Below are 15701 nucleotides of genomic sequence, written 5' to 3' on the forward strand. Positions count from 1 at the left end.
ATTAAGTGGTTGCGGATTCTAGAGTAATGAATTCAGGTGCGCAATACCTAAATCAAAAAAAATCGCATTTTTTTGTTTGTTTGCTCAATTTGAAAGCACATTGTTCATTATATTAACGACTTGCTCATTTTATCGTTTACTAACCTAGTTTTCAGGCGAACTGTTGGAAAACAATCTCAATCCTTTAAATAGCAAATCCTCTTCTACTATACAGTCCACGGATACTACATTTGCCAACATTGAAGCCGAACCTCCTGTTAAAATGACTTGGTTTTCGCCTTCAAATTGACAGAGTTGCCTTTGCGCTTCAGTAATCAATCCAGAAATCATCGCCAAGCACCCTCCATTAACGCAGTCCTCTGTATCTCGACCAAGCACAATGTCATTCGGAAAGTGTTCATTAGCGAGAACCTTTGCCGTATTTTGGACTAAAGACTGGCGCATTAAATCAAACCCGGGAGCTATCCATCCCCCTAAATATTCACCATTAACGATAAAATCACAGGTTGTTGCCGTACCAACGTCGATTACAGCAACGGCCTGATGCGTTCGTTTCGCTATAGCTAAGGCGCATAACCACCGGTCAATTCCCAATTTCTGCGGGTTTTCATAAGGGCAAGCTACGCCGAATGCCATTGCTTGCGTTTGTATATGATGTAATGTCGTATTTTGTTTTTCACATGCGTCACGCCATACACGTAACTTTTCTTCATTATTAACTGACGCAATTACGACTTCGCTACAAAGCGATAGCAGTGAATCCAAATTTTCTTCTTTATATAGATAGTCAACTTTTGAAAAAGCCCCTTGAGAATCAGAAAAAACATATTTTGTGCGGGTGTTACCAATATCAACCAACAAACTTATTGGAGAGTCATACGGCTCTAACACTGATTTCCCCTCCAAAGAATGAACGAACGACGGTTTGACCAGTATCATCTTTTATCGCCAATCGAATCGCACCGGTTTGATCGATACCCTTCGCAACGCCATAAATACGATTTTCACCCATAATTAACGCGACCTCTTGTTCTTTATAGATGTCGTAGTCATTCCATTTATCAATAAAAGACTTCAATCCATCATGCTGAAATTGAAGCATTGTTTTATTCAATTGTTGAATCATCGCAACAGCTAGCGCATTTTTGTCGGGCACATGCCCCACTATTTGCCGCAAGTCGCTCCAAGGTTGACTGATTTCATCTATGTTATTGGGTAATACTAAATTCACGCCAAACCCAATGATACAGTGGCAACTTCCATGCATCTGACCATCTACATCAACAAGAATACCGGCCACCTTTTTATTGTCGTGATAGATATCGTTAGGCCACTTTAAACCTAACTGTTTCGCGCCGAAGCCTTCCAAGGCGGAAACCAAGGCCAAACCTACCGCTAAACTTAACCCCGAAACCGCTTGAAAGCCTCCGTCAAACGGCCAATAAAACGAACAATATAAGCTGCATCCAAAGGGAGATACCCAACGTTTCCCTTGTCTTCCACGACCTGCGGTTTGAGCTTCTGCTATACAAAGCGTCCCCGGGACGACTTCTTGCTCTGTTTGTAAAAGCTGCTTTAAGTAATCATTGGTTGAATCCACAACGGGCAAAAGATGAATTTGTTCAGGACGGTAATTTGGCAGCTCAGTTAGTAGCCTTTCTTTATCAAAGAGATGAATTTCATGCGCCAGCCGATAACCTTTTCCAGTCACTGAATAAATATCAAGCCCCAACTCTTGCAATGCTTTTATGTGTTTGGAAATTGCCGCCCTAGAGACCCCGAGAGTTCGACCCAATGTTTCGCCGGAGCAAAAATTTCCACCTATCAGGCGCTCGAGAATGTCGTTTCTAATTGTCGATGAGGACTTCATAACGCAACCTCTCCTTCCCGCCCAATAAGCCGTACTTCATTTGTTAAGTGAACTGAAAAAGTGTCGTAGACCTTTTTACGAATTTCCCTTGCAGCTTCCAGTAATTCTTTCCCCGTTGCTTGCCCAGAGTTAACAAGCACTAAAGGCTGAGCAGGATGACACTGCACGCCTCCCCATGTTTTTCCTTTAAAGCCGCATTGTTCTATTAACCAAGCCGCTGGCACTTTAACGTGTTCTGCATCAACGGGGAATTGAGGAATTGCGTTGTCTGCTCGCAATATGTCATAAGCGGATTTAGTGATAATGGGATTTTTGAAAAAACTACCGGCGTTTCCTTGAATCTTAGGGTCAGGTAACTTGCTTCTTCGAATCGCTATCACCTGATTAAAAACATCCATCGCTGATGTATTTTCAGGTAATTCATCCAACCCGGCGTAATTTAAATTGGGACACCAATTCTTAACAAAACTGAGCGTCACGGAAGTAATAATAAAACGTTTTATTTCCGAAGATTTAAAAAGGCTTTCTCTATATCCAAACCCACACTCCTCCCTGGATAAACTGACCATTTTATTTAATTCAAGGTCATAACAGCGAACAGCTTCACAAAAAAAAGAAAACTCAGCACCGTAGGCACCAATATTTTGTACGGGTGCAGCCCCAACTGTTCCTGGAATATATGCCAAATTTTCAAGCCCATTAATATTTCTGGCTAACAAATAATTGACTAATTGATGCCAATTCTCACCCGCACCAACCTCTACCAAATAGCGTTCTTTTTCCTCTTTTATCGCTATTCCCCGAAGTTCTGGCTTGACCACCACCCCTTCATAATCATCAACAAAAACGGTATTGGTCCCCTCTCCCAAGACCAAAAATGGTTCGTCGTTCATACCTACACTCGGCAACGATTCCATTTTGCTCAATCTCTTAACAACACCAGCTTTAGCGCTAAGACCAAAGCTATGCAAATCCTGCAAACTTACCAACTTTACTTTCCTCAAGAAGAACTAACGGTAAACTACTTTTGGCTTCAAAAGTCATACATTCAATGCACGAATTTTACCACCAAGGCTTAGCAAATGCTTGCTACCAATAATATCGTTGACATCCTATTCACTTGGCGCATTTCAAAAATAAAAATTGTTAAAAACAGCCGATTCAATAAAAAGTAATTATTGACACACTAAAAAATAAATAAAACTCGCCAAATTTAATTCACAAAACGAATTTCCACACCATTTAAATTAGAAAAAATATCGCCCAAACATACTATTGTTAAGACTAAAGACTAATAAAAATACAACTAAAGGCTAATAGCTCTAAATACCCCATTCAACCGATAATTATTTCAACGAGACAACATTGAAAGTCGTCATATTAATTGACAATTTGTTTTGCATTCTTGGAGGTCGTTATGGCTCTAGAAACTCACGATTTAGAAACGGTTGAAGAAAACACTACGGGTGCCGAAGTTGCTGTGGCCTCTTCAGAAAAAAATGAAGTTATTCAAGAGAAATATGAAGCGACTTCCAATGATAATTGCGATGCAACTCAAATGTATTTGAGAGACATCAGCCGTTATCCATTACTCACCGCTGAGCAGGAAGTTGAGTACACTCGAAAAGCGCAAAGCGGTGACGAAGAATACCGCCGCAAAATGATTGTCAGCAACCTACGCTTGGTTGTACGTGTTAGCCGTAACTACATTAAAAGTGGAATGCCATTGCTGGATCTTATTGAAGAAGGCAACATGGGCTTAATCAGAGCGGTTGAGAAATTCGACCCTGAGCGCGGCTTCCGCTTTTCTACTTACGCTATTTGGTGGATTCGCCAATCAGTGGAAAGAGCCATCATGAATCAGAATCGTACTATTCGTATCCCGATTCATATCTCTAAAGAGTTAAACACTTATTTGAGAGCTTCTCGTGAACTTGCGCAAACGTTAGATCATGAACCAACAGCTGAAGATATTGCTCAGGTAGTTGGCAAGCCCGTTCAAGACGTGGCAGATGTGATGCGCCTAAATCAACGCGTCACCTCGGTCGATACTCAAATTGGCGAAAGAAAGAATAATGCGCTTGTCGATATTATGGAAGACGAGCAAGGCTCAACTCCAGAAGATTCATTACAAAGCAACAAAATTCAAAACCAAATTGTCAATTGGTTATACGAATTAAGCCCAAAACACCGTGAAGTCATAGCTCGCCGTTTTGGATTATTAGGTTACGACGCTGCCACACTTGAAGAAGTTGGACATGAAGTGGGCTTAACAAGAGAAAGAGTGCGTCAAATCCAATTAGATGGATTAGGACTCTTGAAAGTGAAAATGGCTCGCCAAGGACTAGACTTTGAGTCGATGCTGTCGAGCCTACATTAAACAATATTGTTAAAGCGTTAGTGCTAAATTTTCATCATTCCTCGTAACACGTTTGGCAGTCAATTGGGAAACCTTTGACTGCATTTTTTATATCGGCGCTTGCCCGTCTCTTAAAAATACCCGCTTGTTGACACTCAAACCGTTAATCGACTTTTAGAATTAATTTCACCGAGTTGTGGTTAGCGCATTGAATCAGGTAAACTAACGCCCTTTTTTTGTTTAAAAGAATTCATAAGAGGCTTAGGTTTGGTATCGTCGACAAATAACCACTCAAACGACACAAAGCAGTCTGGCGCATTCGCTAAATTTTTAGCGACGGTCGAATGGCTCGGAAACTTACTACCGCATCCAGTGACGTTATTCGCATTGTTCGCCTTATTCATTGTTGTTTTAAGTGGCATTTTGGGCTATTTCGATGTCAGCGTAGCCGATCCCCGCCCTGTTGGTGCCAAAGGACGTGAAGCCGATGGCGTTATTGAGGTCATCTCATTAATGAATGCAGCAGGGTTACAACGCATCGTAACCGGACTGGTCACCAACTTTACCGGTTTTGCACCGTTAGGAACCGTGTTAGTCGCACTCCTAGGAGTATCGGTTGCTGAACATTCAGGCTTACTCTCAACCGCCATGCGCTCGTTAGTCGTCAATGCTTCTCGCCGAGCGGTAACAGTTGTTGTTGTCTTTGCAGGTATCATTTCAAACACAGCTTCCGAATTAGGCTACGTGGTTTTAATCCCTCTTGCTGCCATGATTTTCCATTCCCTAGGTCGTCACCCTCTAGCGGGTCTTGCCGCAGCTTTTGCGGGTGTTTCCGGTGGCTACAGCGCGAACCTACTTTTGGGTACAGTCGATCCTCTGCTCTCAGGGATCACCGAATCAGCCGCACACATGATAGACCCAGACTATGCCGTTGGACCCGAAGTAAATTGGTACTTCATGTTCGTTAGTACCTTTGTTGTTGCTACGATGGGGGCATTCGTTACCGAAAAAATTGTTGAACCTCGACTGGGAACTTACGACCCATCTGAAGCCGCAATTGATTTAGAACAACCGAATATTGAAAAACCCACCTCACAAGAACGAAAAGCGCTCAAATATGCAGGTCTTTCATTTCTTATACTTGCCGGGTTATTAGCACTAACCGTTGTCCCAGAATGGGGAATATTACGCCATCCAGAAACAGGGGAAATCGCGGGTTCGCCTTTCCTAAAAGGTATTGTTGCTTTCATCTTCATTACCTTTGCCGTGCCGGGATTTGTGTTTGGTCGCGTGGCAGGCACGATGAAAAATGACAAAGACATTATTAATGCGATGGCTAAGAGCATGGGCTCGATGGGACTATACATTACACTTGTTTTCTTTGCGGCTCAGTTTGTTGCTTTCTTTAAATGGACTAACCTAGGAACGGTTCTAGCAGTGAAAGGCGCAAGCTTTTTGCAAGCCATTGGTTTGGATGGCCCAGAAATCTTTGTGTTATTTATTTTAATGTGCGGTGTCGTCAATTTATCGTTGGGTAGCGCCTCTGCACAATGGGCGGTTACTGCGCCTATTTTTGTTCCTATGTTGATGCTCGTTGGTTTTGCACCAGAGGTCATTCAAGCGGCTTATCGGATCGGTGATTCAGTGACTAATATCATCACCCCTATGATGAGCTACTTCGGACTCATTCTCGCTGTTGCGGCTCGGTATAAAAAAGATTTGGGAATGGGAACATTAATTGCCACAATGTTACCTTATTCAATGGTCTATATTGTCGGTTGGACCGTATTGTTCTACGTATGGGTATTTTTACTTGGATTACCAGTGGGGCCAGGCGCCGCGACCTATTACACAAGTTAACGCGCTTGCTCTGTGAACAGCTTACAGGATAAACATGAAATACAGAGGAAATGCGGCATTTACGCATAGTCAGGCAGATAAAATTGGTGTACTCATTACCAACTTGGGTACACCTCAGGCACCAACGAAAGCAGCACTAAAGCCCTATTTAAGAGAGTTCTTGTCGGACCCACGAGTGGTAGAAGTGCCTCGCTTGCTCTGGCAACTTATCCTCAATGGCGTCATTTTAAACATTCGCCCTAAACGCTCCGCTCATGCCTATTCAACGGTATGGACGGATAGAGGATCGCCATTGCTCTACCACACACAAGATCAGCGGGATGCACTTAAAGCGGAGCTGCAAAAAGCATATGGTGATGATATTGTCGTGGAAATGGCAATGCGCTATGGCGAGCCTTCGATTTCCAAAACCATCGATAATATGCTCCAACAAGGTGTACGCAAGCTTCTCGTGTTACCTTTGTATCCTCAGTATTCTGCTTCAACTACCGGTAGCACGTTTGATGCGATTGCCGCAGACTTTACGCGACGTCGCTGGCTTCCTGACTTCCGTTTTATTAATCATTATCATGATGATGATCGGTATATTGATGCATTAGTTGATAGTATTCAGGCGCACAGGAATAAAAATGGGAAAGCAGATAAACTCATTTTCACCTACCACGGCATCCCACTTCGTTATCTAAAAAATGGCGACCCTTACCATTGCGAGTGCTACAAAACCACTCGATTAGTAGCGGAAAAACTCGGGTTAAATAAAGACGAATATATGACCACATTTCAGTCACGTTTTGGACGAGAAGAGTGGTTACAGCCATACACGGATATGACCTTAAAGGCACTGCCTTCTGAGGGTGTTAAGTCTGTACAAATGGTTTGCCCTGGTTTTTCTTCGGACTGCCTTGAAACCATTGAGGAAATTGGTGAAGAAAACCGTGACTACTTTATGCAAGCTGGGGGAGAAAGTTACCAATACATCCCATGTTTAAACAGTACCGATGGTCATATTCAGGCACTTACAAACATTATAAAAGACAATTTACACGGCTGGAAAGTTGCCTCCAAAGACGACATTCTCATCCGCGAGCAGCAAGCAAAATCCATGAACGCAGAGAAATAGAATCATGACAAATCAAGTTTGGGTAGATGCAGACGCCTGTCCAAAATTCGCCAGGGCAACACTATGCCGGGCAGCCGACAGAACCCAAACTCATGTTACCTTTATCGCCAACACCTTTATCAAGCTTCCTCCGTCTCGTTACACCCGTTTTATACAAGTAGAGAAAGGGTTTGATATTGCCGACCATAAAATTGTTGAACTCGCACAGTCCGGTGATTTAGTGATTACAGGGGATATACCGCTGGCATCTGAAGTCATTGATAAAGGCGCGTTGGCGTTGTCAGGAAAAGGGGAAATGTTCACTACCGCCAATATCAGATCGCGTTTAAACATTCGTGACTTCATGGATACCATGCGAGCAAGCGGCGTCGATACTGGAGGCTCTCCGCCAATCAGCCAAACGGAACAAAGAGAGTTCGCTAATCAGCTCGATAGATGGCTCGCAAAAGCTAGGAAATAACACAAAGCCACTCGCAGTCGTGTAATGTTTGCCTTGTTCCACCAGCCACTTTTCAGAACCTCGGGCGTTCAAGTAAATTGATAAAATGCATAACTCCGCAGTGATCAAAAAAAGGGTACTCATAAGAGTACCCACTTAATAAAAACCAGCTTGAGGCCAGTGACCTATCAACTCGCTGTCAATAAGTCTATTAGTGACGAATTTGCCCTTCACCCAGCACCACAAACTTTTCTGTTGTGAGACTTTCAGCTCCCATCGGGCCGTAGGCGTGGAGTTTACTCGTTGAGATACCAATCTCTGCGCCAAGACCTAATTCTCCACCATCGGAGAATCGAGAAGATGCATTTACCATGACTACTGCGGAGTTTACTTCTCGCGTGAATCGGTTTGCCAAGCTGTAGTTTTGGGTAACGATAACTTCAGTATGACCCGAACCGTAGTCTTGGATATGCTCCACTCCCATATCAAAATCATCGACAACACGAATGGCTATTTCCATTGCTAAATATTCAGCATTCCAATCATCTTCGGATGCTAACTCGGCTTGAGTGTTAGCTAGCCCTTCAAAGTAAGGTAATGCCCGTTCACAAGCGTGAACTTTAACGGACTTATCTTGGAACAACTTAGCGACTTCCGGTAAGAACTCTGCGGCAACCGCCTGATTAACTAACAACGTCTCTAACGAGTTACACACGCTGACTCGCTGTGTTTTACCGTTGTCGAGAATATTCAATGCTTTACTTAAATCCGCTTCTGCATCAACGTATAAGTGACACACCCCTTTATAATGCTGGATAACGGGAATACGACTGTTTTCGGTGACATAGCGAATAAGCCCTTCTCCACCACGCGGAATAATCAAATCCACATCTTCACTTAACGTCATTAACTCTTGCATAATGGCGCGGTCTGGATCAGGAATCACCACAGCAGCATCCACGCCAATACCATGCTCTTTCAGTGCGTTGTGCAAACAGCTTGCCATCGCTAAGTTTGAGTACAGTGCTTCTTTACCACCACGTAAAATAACGGCATTACCCGCTTTAATACACAAGGCCGCAGCGTCAATTGTAACGTTCGGACGCGCCTCGTAAATCATGGCGATCACCCCCAGAGGAATGCGCATTTTACCAACACGAATTCCGCTAGGTAGCGATTTAATATTGTTGATGCTGCCAACAGGGTCATCTTGTCTTGCAATGTCTCTTACCGCATTCGCGATCGCTTTCACTCGCCCTTCATCTAGCTTTAATCTATCCTGTAGCGACTCCGCTAAACCATTTTCTTTTGCCGCATCCAAATCTTTTTGATTCGCAGCCAAAATGTTCGGGATATCAGCCTCTAATTGCTCTGCCACACTCAACAACACAGCATCTTTTTGCTGACTCGTTAGTTTTGCAAGTTGGCGAGCTGCCGTTTTCGCTTGTTTCGCGGCTTGGCTGACAGAAAATCCCATAACTTTCTCCTCTTAATTTGATTACACCTGATGCATTATAAGAGCACTAAATCATCTCGATGAATAACAGCTTTACCATAGGTATAGCCTATTGTTTGCTCTATTTTTTCGCTTTGCAGGCCTTTGATAGCGATTAAATCGTCTGAACTATATAAAGATAGCCCCTTTGCTACGATTTCATCGTTTGCTCGGATATGTACCGCTTCACCCGATCGAAATTGACCATTCACGGATAAAATGCCGGAAGGTAACAAAGACGCTCCATGTTCGGAAATAGCTTGCTTCGCACCAGCGTCCACAACAATTTCTCCAGCGGTTTTTAACGTATGTTTTAACCAACGGGTACGTGCATTATCTTGGGGCTCTTGTGCAAAAAACAAGGTTCCCTGCACTTTCCCAGCTAATAAGCTGTCGAAAACCTCACCTTTTGAACCATTTACAATCAAGGTTTGAATACCACTATTCACACATTTTTCAGCGGCCTCGAGCTTGGTTCTCATTCCTCCGGTCCCGACTCGTGTCCCCGCTCCACCGGCTAAACGAAACACATCGGAGGTTATACGTTCCACTTCAGGAATTAGTTTAGCGTCTTGGTTTTTTCGTGGGTCTGCGGTGTATAAACCATCAATATCAGAACAGATAATAAGCGTATCGGCTTGAGCAACAAGCGCGGTATAAGCAGCAAGATTGTCATTATCACCAACTTTCAGCTCATTCACCGCTACCGAGTCGTTTTCGTTAACGATAGGCAGTGCCTCACGCGCTAACAATTCTCGTATTGTATTTTGAACATTAACATAACGCGTACGATTACGAAGATCGTCATACGTTAGCAATATTTGGGCACAGGGAAAGTCAAAAAAGCGTGCCCAATTGGCCATCATCCGAGTTTGCCCAATGGCTGCCATTGCCTGTTTCTCAGCAATCGACGGAGAATGGCGTGTTGGCACATTCACTCGTCCCGCCGCAACACTGCCAGAAGACACCAATATCACCTGTTTGCCTTGTTGGCGACTTTCAGTAACAAAGCGAGCAATCGCCAACAGATACTTAGCGCTACACTGAGTCCCATCGGGCGCGATCAATGCGCTACCTATCTTAATTACGGCTCTACGCCACTCAAAACCTGACATATACTTTTTCGCTCTCACCCACTTCATTTGCTCTGTTAGATTACGAAAAAAACACCAAGACACAAGCAATAAAAAGCACGAGACTCAGCTTTGTAGATGACGCAAAGAAGACAAGCGCTTGACTACAGAAGCAAGCACTCTTATTGTACAGCCTCAATTTTCAAGCCCCCAATACACTCTCAGCACAGGCTAAGTGAAAATGGCAGTAACCCGCAGTTTAGCACTCTTTTTGCTTTTATCATTGTCGCTCTTTGTATCTGACTCAGGCACTGCACAAGCGTCGAATTCCCCCTACCCTGTTGAGGATAATGATGATTTTCACTGGGAAGTTGATCTCGGCGTAGTATTGAGTCAACGCAAATCCGTTGTTCAAAGTTTAGACAAAGTCAATTTTGATGCCGACCTCAAGTTGTGGTTTTCTGGTGGCGCGTACTATAAAAACATTTTTATAGAGTCGACCCCAAATCGAAACAACCAACTCACCCTAGGCTATACGCTAGTTAACACGCCGAAAAAGCAAATTAATTTAATCACCAGTTCTTGGTTTTATCCGTTTTCAGCGAGTGATCAAAAGTCATCTTCACAACGACTTGATGGCATAAAAAAGCGCAAACGAACATCAGAAGTGGGGCTTGAGTACAATACATTAAAGTATGGATTTGATACCCAATTCCGCGTGCTCCACGATGCCTTTTCCGTTCACAACGGTACTATTATCAACCTTAATATTGGCAAGTCCTTATTCACTAAAACATTTTATATTCGTCCATCTATTGGACTGGCATACATTACTCAAAATGCCACTAACTACTACTACGGTATTGACGCCGACGAAACCACAAATTCACGTTCTGAATATCACCCCAGCGGAGACTGGATTGCCGCAGCGCGTTTATATTTAGATAGGCCAATCAATGAGCATTGGTCATTCGTTGCAGCATTTAACCTTGCTTATGTTGGCAATGAAATCAGTCGTAGTCCCATTGTTGATAGCAGCTATAGCTATGACATTAACTTCGGTGTGCTGTGGGCGTTTTAATCAGCATGATGCACGATAGCAAGCAATATTTACTCACGTTTTTTCTCTTTAGCATTTCCCTTTTAATGTTACCTATTCCCCTGCGCGCTGATTCAGGTTTAACGTTAAAAACGCTTATTCCAACGTTAGTCGCCAGCCCCGGAATTTGCGAACTTGATGTGGGAGAAACCGTCTGTGAGATGAGGGCAACCCTTATTTGGGAAGTCCCTAAAGCTGGGCACTTTTGCCTAAAAGAAGCAGAATCAAAATCACTGTTACGTTGCTGGAAAAATAGCTGGTCTGGAACCCACCAAATCCATTTCACATCCAGCAATAGCCAAACCTTTATCCTCACTCGTGGACCTTCAGGTACTATTGCGGCGAATACGGTGGTCGCAGTCACTGGCACCATAGAGCAACGCATGCGCTCAAGGCGACGCAGAGGGCTATGGAGTTTATTCTAAAACCCGCTGAGTACAGAATTTGACATATAGCCAAACACTTTTTGACAAACACTAAGCGCTTTTACATTTACGCTACACATTGCCACAGAAGCAGCAAAGATTAAGACAAAGGAGTTTCCTATTATGCATTCGCACCAACAAGGTGAGTTGTTTTATTAGGAATCTCAAAATGGAAAAACGCATTATTGCTCTAGTCTTACTTGGTTTATCGGCCTCTACTTCTGTCCAAGCGGCCTCCTCCCCCGGCAATTTAGTAGAAAGGCCAATAACCTTAGCCGATGGCGAAACCTCGCTTTCCCTCGGCGCAGTTTATGGGGAAAAGCAAAATGGCGTTCATAACTGGGGCGCGGATATTCAACTTGGATACGGAATAACAGAGCACCTTACGCTGGATTTTTCAGGGCTACGTTATCGCTTTATGCAACGTCCCGAAAACGGCACCGGATTGGAATTAACTGCGGGTCTTGGCGTACGAGGTGAATTAGAGTCTGAGCAGTTTGGCGATTCGCATGCTTATGGCATAGATATTACGGGTAAATATGTTTTTAGCTCCGATATGGCAGCCGTTTTCAACGTCGGATATATTCGCTGGAATGAAGATCATCGAGAAAACAAAAGCGAATTCGACTTTAGCTTAGGAATACAAAAACGGCTATTCGAAGGGGTAACACTCAGCGCGAGCTACACATACCGAGATTTACAGGACTTTGCTCAAGATGATGCTTATGTTTGGAATATTGGCGCCACTTATAACATTAGGAAGGACGTTGATATAAGCGTATCTTACGGTCAAACCAATTTTGACTATGCTCGGAATGGCTACGATGCCGATGAGCATTTTCGTAAAGGCTTAGGGGTTTACTTTACATATCGGTTTTAGCAAACGGAAACACGAACCACGCCTTTGTTTATCATTATTCAATTAAAGGGATACAGGTCATAACTACTATGTCGCATTCAACACCACCTAACATTGGTCATGTATTTTTGGTCGAGGATGACTTGGCGCTTGCCGACCTAGTCAAAGATTATCTGTCAATGCAAGGATTTGACGTTTCTATGGAGCACAAAGGCGATAACGCATTAGAAGCTATCCTGCGTGAAAAACCCGACTTGGTCATACTTGATATTATGCTTCCCGGCAAAAATGGACTGGATATTTGTCGGGAATTGCGCGGGCAAACAGATGTGCCCGTTATCATGCTCACCGCACGCACAGATGAAATCGACCAAATAGTAGGATTGGAAGTCGGTGCAGACGACTACATCTGTAAACCCGTGCAGCCGAGGCTACTATTAGCCAGAGTTAACGCGCTATTAAGAAGGACAACGCCCCCTGTCGACGCGCACAATAAGGATGTTAACCGTGGAGAGTTTCGATTTGGTAACTTGAGCATTAATAAAATCAAACAGGAAGTGTTTATTGGCGATGAGGTAATTGAGTTAACCACGAATGAACTAGAACTTTTGTGTTTGTTTGCCTCGCAAGCAGACCAAGTGATGTCGAGAGATGATTTGCTCAACAACCTGAGGGGTTTTGGTTACGATGGCTTAGATCGCACTGTAGACATGCTAGTCTCTCGTTTACGTAAAAAACTAAAAGATTCATCATCCAAACCGCAAAAAATTAAAACCGTGTGGAAAAAGGGCTATTTATTTGTATCTGATGCTTGGCAATAGTAATCGAGTTCGGGCATTCTGCACTGTATGAAGAATCTGTTTTTCCGGCTTTATATTTTATTAATCGCAACCTTTATTGGCTTAGGCTGGAGTATAGAGGCGCTTTACGATAGTTATAGCCAAACTCAAGCCCTAACGACCGATATTGAACTGCACAAAGGGACACTGTTTTTACTCAGCAAAGAACTCATTCGACATACGCCTGAAACTCAAGCTCAATACCTTGAGGCCGTTGCCCCGTCATTTGGTTATCCGGTTAAGCTACTCACAATATCAGAACTAGCACAGCTCCCTGAATTACAAGACAACCCAATTAGCGAGCAACAACGACATTATTTGGTTCAAGGTGGCATTGTTGCCATCTTCGATGATTTCGAGGGAACAAGCTGGTTTTTATACCGACTAACAGGCTCTGATAAATTGCTCGTATTAGGTCCGATTATGATGAATGTAAAAGCCCGATCGGAAGTGCTATTCATTGTATTATTCTTCGCCTTTCTAGCACTTATCACCTTCATTTGGGCATGGCCAATATCGAAAGGGTTAGCGCGTTTATCCAAATCTGCCATTGCGCTAGGCAAAGGGGACTGGTCGGTTAGAGTTGATACGCGTATTAGCGCCACATTACGTCCTCTTGCCGAGCGATTTAATGCTATGGCGTCACGAATTCAGCGATTAATTAAATCACATAAAGAGCTTTCCCACGCAGTTTCTCATGAGTTACGAACTCCCATAGCGAGGATCCGCTTTGCTATGGAAATGGTAAAAGATGTCGACTCCGAAGAAGCCAGAAACAAATATATTAATAGCATGGACGATAGCATAGAGGCATTAGATAGCCTCGTCGATGAATTGCTCACATACGCCCGCTTCGATCGAGAAGACCCTCAGTTAAACATCCTTTCTCATGATCTAGAGCGAATTATTACCGAAGTCGTGAATAAGTTTGAATTGACCCACCCACACCTACAGTTTGAAGTGTTATGGTCAGATGATTCAGCAGTATTTCTCTGTGATTGTGACGATGACGCCATTGCCAGAATGTTAGACAACCTCATCCGAAATGCCGTGCGCTACGCCAATACCAAAATCACTATTTGCGCAACACGCAAAGAAACAAACGTACAACTTAGTGTTAATGATGATGGTCCGGGCATTCCTGAATCAAGCTGGTCTAGTATTTTTGATCCTTTTGTGCGACTCGATAAAAGTCGAGATAGAAATTCTGGAGGAATTGGCTTAGGACTCGCTATTGTAAAACGCTACATTGAGCTTCATGAAGGAAATATTAGATTAGAGCGTTCGGAATTAGGTGGTGCGCGTTTTATATTAAGCTGGCCAGAGAAGCGGATGAAACAAGAATAAATTCACAAAGCAGCGATTAATTGTCGGACTCAACGACGTTGTAGCCTTTGCCTCGCATACAATTAATGACCGTTTGACGGCTCACTTGGTTATCGGCATTTTGGCCTACCCCTTCCCCAATTAACGCCCCGATTGCTGCGCCCGCAATGGTTTCTTCTGCTCCTTCGGTAATCCCTGCTAGCGCCCCAATCATAGCGCCAAACAATGCGTCCGACTCGGATTCATTCCTCGCCTTTTCTTCAATAACGGCTAACTTCTGACAATTAGCAAGGTCCGTTTCATAATGCGCCAATTCACTTCCATCCACCACAGGCCGATAATTTACGCCGGTATTAGCGCAGGCAGATAACAATAAAATGGAACCTAGTACACTGGCTTTTAGCGGAGGGAAAAGACGGGGTTTGCTCATTACTTCAGACTATTCATAAAGGGTTACTTTGTTCATCGTCCATTTTGCCATATTACCAATTAAGCCATGTATAATTGTGTATCAGCAATAAGCTTTTGAAAATTAACGGAGTTGGCCGATAAGCCGGGTTCTGTCGAGAACAATCATTCATCTAGGCCAATAATCGCTCATTGGCTCAAGCAACCTACCCGGTTCCAACGCGGGCCGCGCCGTCAGGAACCCTACTTGGTCTTGCTCCAGGTGGAGTTTACCATGCCACAAACTGTTGCCAGTTGCGCGGTGCGCTCTTACCGCACCCTTTCACCCTTACCAATTCAAAGAACTGGCGGTCTACTCTCTGCTGCACTTGTCGTCGGCTCACGCCGCCCAGACGTTATCTGGCACCTTGCCCTATGGAGCCCGGACTTTCCTCCCCCTTTTACAAGGCGGCGATTGTCTGGCCAACTCCGAGGCAGTATTCTAAAGATTCGCGACTCGTTGTAAAACAAAATCTGCTTAAAACCCGAT

The 15701-nt window shown here is 43.8% G+C and carries 15 protein-coding genes and 1 other RNA gene; 9 read left to right on the top strand and 7 right to left on the bottom strand.

The genetic code is table 11. The features are described from left to right. Positions 1-144 precede the first annotated feature (144 nt). From HJG39_RS04960 to murB, 3 genes are read right to left on the bottom strand one after another with little or no spacing between them, the layout of a single operon-like run. Positions 145-891: a type III pantothenate kinase gene (locus HJG39_RS04960; RefSeq protein WP_268407424.1), complete on the bottom strand. Its 747-nt coding sequence runs from the start codon at positions 889-891 to the stop codon at positions 145-147. Continuing rightward, complete coding sequence (gene birA / locus HJG39_RS04965; RefSeq protein ID WP_268407425.1) at positions 875-1870, bottom strand: bifunctional biotin--[acetyl-CoA-carboxylase] ligase/biotin operon repressor BirA; 996 nt, start codon at positions 1868-1870, stop codon at positions 875-877. The genes HJG39_RS04960 and birA overlap by 17 nt, the downstream gene beginning before the upstream one ends. Then, positions 1867-2859, bottom strand: a complete 993-nt coding sequence (gene murB / locus HJG39_RS04970; RefSeq protein WP_268407426.1) for a UDP-N-acetylmuramate dehydrogenase — start codon at positions 2857-2859, stop codon at positions 1867-1869. The genes birA and murB overlap by 4 nt, the downstream gene beginning before the upstream one ends. A 428-nt stretch (positions 2860-3287) precedes the next feature. Between murB and rpoS the strand changes: the two genes are divergently transcribed. From rpoS to HJG39_RS04990, 4 genes are all read left to right on the top strand, one after another. Next, the gene (gene rpoS, locus HJG39_RS04975) at positions 3288-4250 is read left to right on the top strand and encodes an RNA polymerase sigma factor RpoS (protein WP_268407428.1); all 963 of its coding nucleotides are present in this window, start codon (positions 3288-3290) and stop codon (positions 4248-4250) included. A 246-nt stretch (positions 4251-4496) separates the two neighbouring features. After that, positions 4497-6089, top strand: coding sequence for an AbgT family transporter (locus tag HJG39_RS04980; protein WP_268407429.1), 1593 nt, complete (start codon positions 4497-4499; stop codon positions 6087-6089). A 34-nt stretch (positions 6090-6123) separates the two neighbouring features. Next, the gene (gene hemH / locus HJG39_RS04985; protein ID WP_268407431.1) at positions 6124-7209 is read left to right on the top strand and encodes a ferrochelatase; all 1086 of its coding nucleotides are present in this window, start codon (positions 6124-6126) and stop codon (positions 7207-7209) included. 4 nt (positions 7210-7213) lie between these two features. Beyond that, the gene (locus tag HJG39_RS04990) at positions 7214-7669 is read left to right on the top strand and encodes a YaiI/YqxD family protein (RefSeq protein ID WP_268407433.1); all 456 of its coding nucleotides are present in this window, start codon (positions 7214-7216) and stop codon (positions 7667-7669) included. Between the two features lie 190 nt (positions 7670-7859). Here the strand turns inward: HJG39_RS04990 and HJG39_RS04995 are convergent, their stop codons facing one another. Further along, on the bottom strand, positions 7860-9125 hold the full coding sequence (locus HJG39_RS04995) for a glutamate-5-semialdehyde dehydrogenase (RefSeq protein ID WP_268407434.1): 1266 nt from the start codon (positions 9123-9125) through the stop codon (positions 7860-7862). A 35-nt stretch (positions 9126-9160) separates the two neighbouring features. Then, positions 9161-10258, bottom strand: coding sequence for a glutamate 5-kinase (gene proB / locus HJG39_RS05000; RefSeq protein WP_268407576.1), 1098 nt, complete (start codon positions 10256-10258; stop codon positions 9161-9163). Between the two features lie 199 nt (positions 10259-10457). On the opposite strand from proB, the gene HJG39_RS05005 reads away from it, so the two are divergent. The 5 genes from HJG39_RS05005 (at position 10458) to HJG39_RS05025 (ending at position 14785) form a co-directional block, all read left to right on the top strand. Further along, positions 10458-11297, top strand: a complete 840-nt coding sequence (locus HJG39_RS05005) for a MipA/OmpV family protein (protein ID WP_268407436.1) — start codon at positions 10458-10460, stop codon at positions 11295-11297. A gap of 5 nt (positions 11298-11302) precedes the next feature. Next, entirely contained in the window at positions 11303-11740 is a 438-nt protein-coding gene (locus HJG39_RS05010; protein ID WP_268407438.1) for a DUF3019 domain-containing protein, read from the top strand. 169 nt (positions 11741-11909) lie between these two features. Continuing rightward, on the top strand, positions 11910-12620 hold the full coding sequence (locus tag HJG39_RS05015; RefSeq protein ID WP_268407440.1) for a porin: 711 nt from the start codon (positions 11910-11912) through the stop codon (positions 12618-12620). Between the two features lie 92 nt (positions 12621-12712). Then, complete coding sequence (locus tag HJG39_RS05020; RefSeq protein ID WP_326849243.1) at positions 12713-13420, top strand: response regulator; 708 nt, start codon at positions 12713-12715, stop codon at positions 13418-13420. 27 nt (positions 13421-13447) lie between these two features. Then, complete coding sequence (locus HJG39_RS05025) at positions 13448-14785, top strand: ATP-binding protein (RefSeq protein WP_268407442.1); 1338 nt, start codon at positions 13448-13450, stop codon at positions 14783-14785. 16 nt (positions 14786-14801) lie between these two features. Here HJG39_RS05025 and HJG39_RS05030 read toward each other — a convergent pair whose 3' ends face one another. Together HJG39_RS05030 and rnpB are read right to left on the bottom strand one after the other, a co-directional pair. After that, positions 14802-15194 carry a hypothetical protein gene (locus tag HJG39_RS05030; RefSeq protein WP_268407443.1) on the bottom strand — a complete coding sequence of 131 codons (393 nt, stop codon included), beginning with the start codon at positions 15192-15194 and terminating at the stop codon, positions 14802-14804. 103 nt (positions 15195-15297) lie between these two features. After that, positions 15298-15642: RNase P RNA component class A (rnpB, locus tag HJG39_RS05035), an RNA gene on the bottom strand. Positions 15643-15701: the final 59 nt, after the last annotated feature.

This window comes from Alteromonas sp. a30 (assembly GCF_026788005.1).
Classification (GTDB): domain Bacteria; phylum Pseudomonadota; class Gammaproteobacteria; order Enterobacterales; family Alteromonadaceae; genus Paraneptunicella.

Excerpts from the sequence above, each read along its gene's own strand:
- birA (WP_268407425.1), bottom strand. The coding sequence starts at position 1,870 with ATGAAGTCCTCATCGACAATTAGAAACGACATTCTCGAGCGCCTGATA.
- rpoS (WP_268407428.1), top strand. The coding sequence starts at position 3,288 with ATGGCTCTAGAAACTCACGATTTAGAAACGGTTGAAGAAAACACTACG.
- hemH (WP_268407431.1), top strand. The coding sequence starts at position 6,124 with ATGAAATACAGAGGAAATGCGGCATTTACGCATAGTCAGGCAGATAAA.
- HJG39_RS04990 (WP_268407433.1), top strand. The coding sequence starts at position 7,214 with ATGACAAATCAAGTTTGGGTAGATGCAGACGCCTGTCCAAAATTCGCC.
- HJG39_RS04995 (WP_268407434.1), bottom strand. The coding sequence starts at position 9,125 with ATGGGATTTTCTGTCAGCCAAGCCGCGAAACAAGCGAAAACGGCAGCT.
- proB (WP_268407576.1), bottom strand. The coding sequence starts at position 10,258 with ATGTCAGGTTTTGAGTGGCGTAGAGCCGTAATTAAGATAGGTAGCGCA.
- HJG39_RS05005 (WP_268407436.1), top strand. The coding sequence starts at position 10,458 with ATGGCAGTAACCCGCAGTTTAGCACTCTTTTTGCTTTTATCATTGTCG.
- HJG39_RS05010 (WP_268407438.1), top strand. The coding sequence starts at position 11,303 with ATGATGCACGATAGCAAGCAATATTTACTCACGTTTTTTCTCTTTAGC.
- HJG39_RS05015 (WP_268407440.1), top strand. The coding sequence starts at position 11,910 with ATGGAAAAACGCATTATTGCTCTAGTCTTACTTGGTTTATCGGCCTCT.
- HJG39_RS05025 (WP_268407442.1), top strand. The coding sequence starts at position 13,448 with ATGAAGAATCTGTTTTTCCGGCTTTATATTTTATTAATCGCAACCTTT.
- HJG39_RS05030 (WP_268407443.1), bottom strand. The coding sequence starts at position 15,194 with ATGAGCAAACCCCGTCTTTTCCCTCCGCTAAAAGCCAGTGTACTAGGT.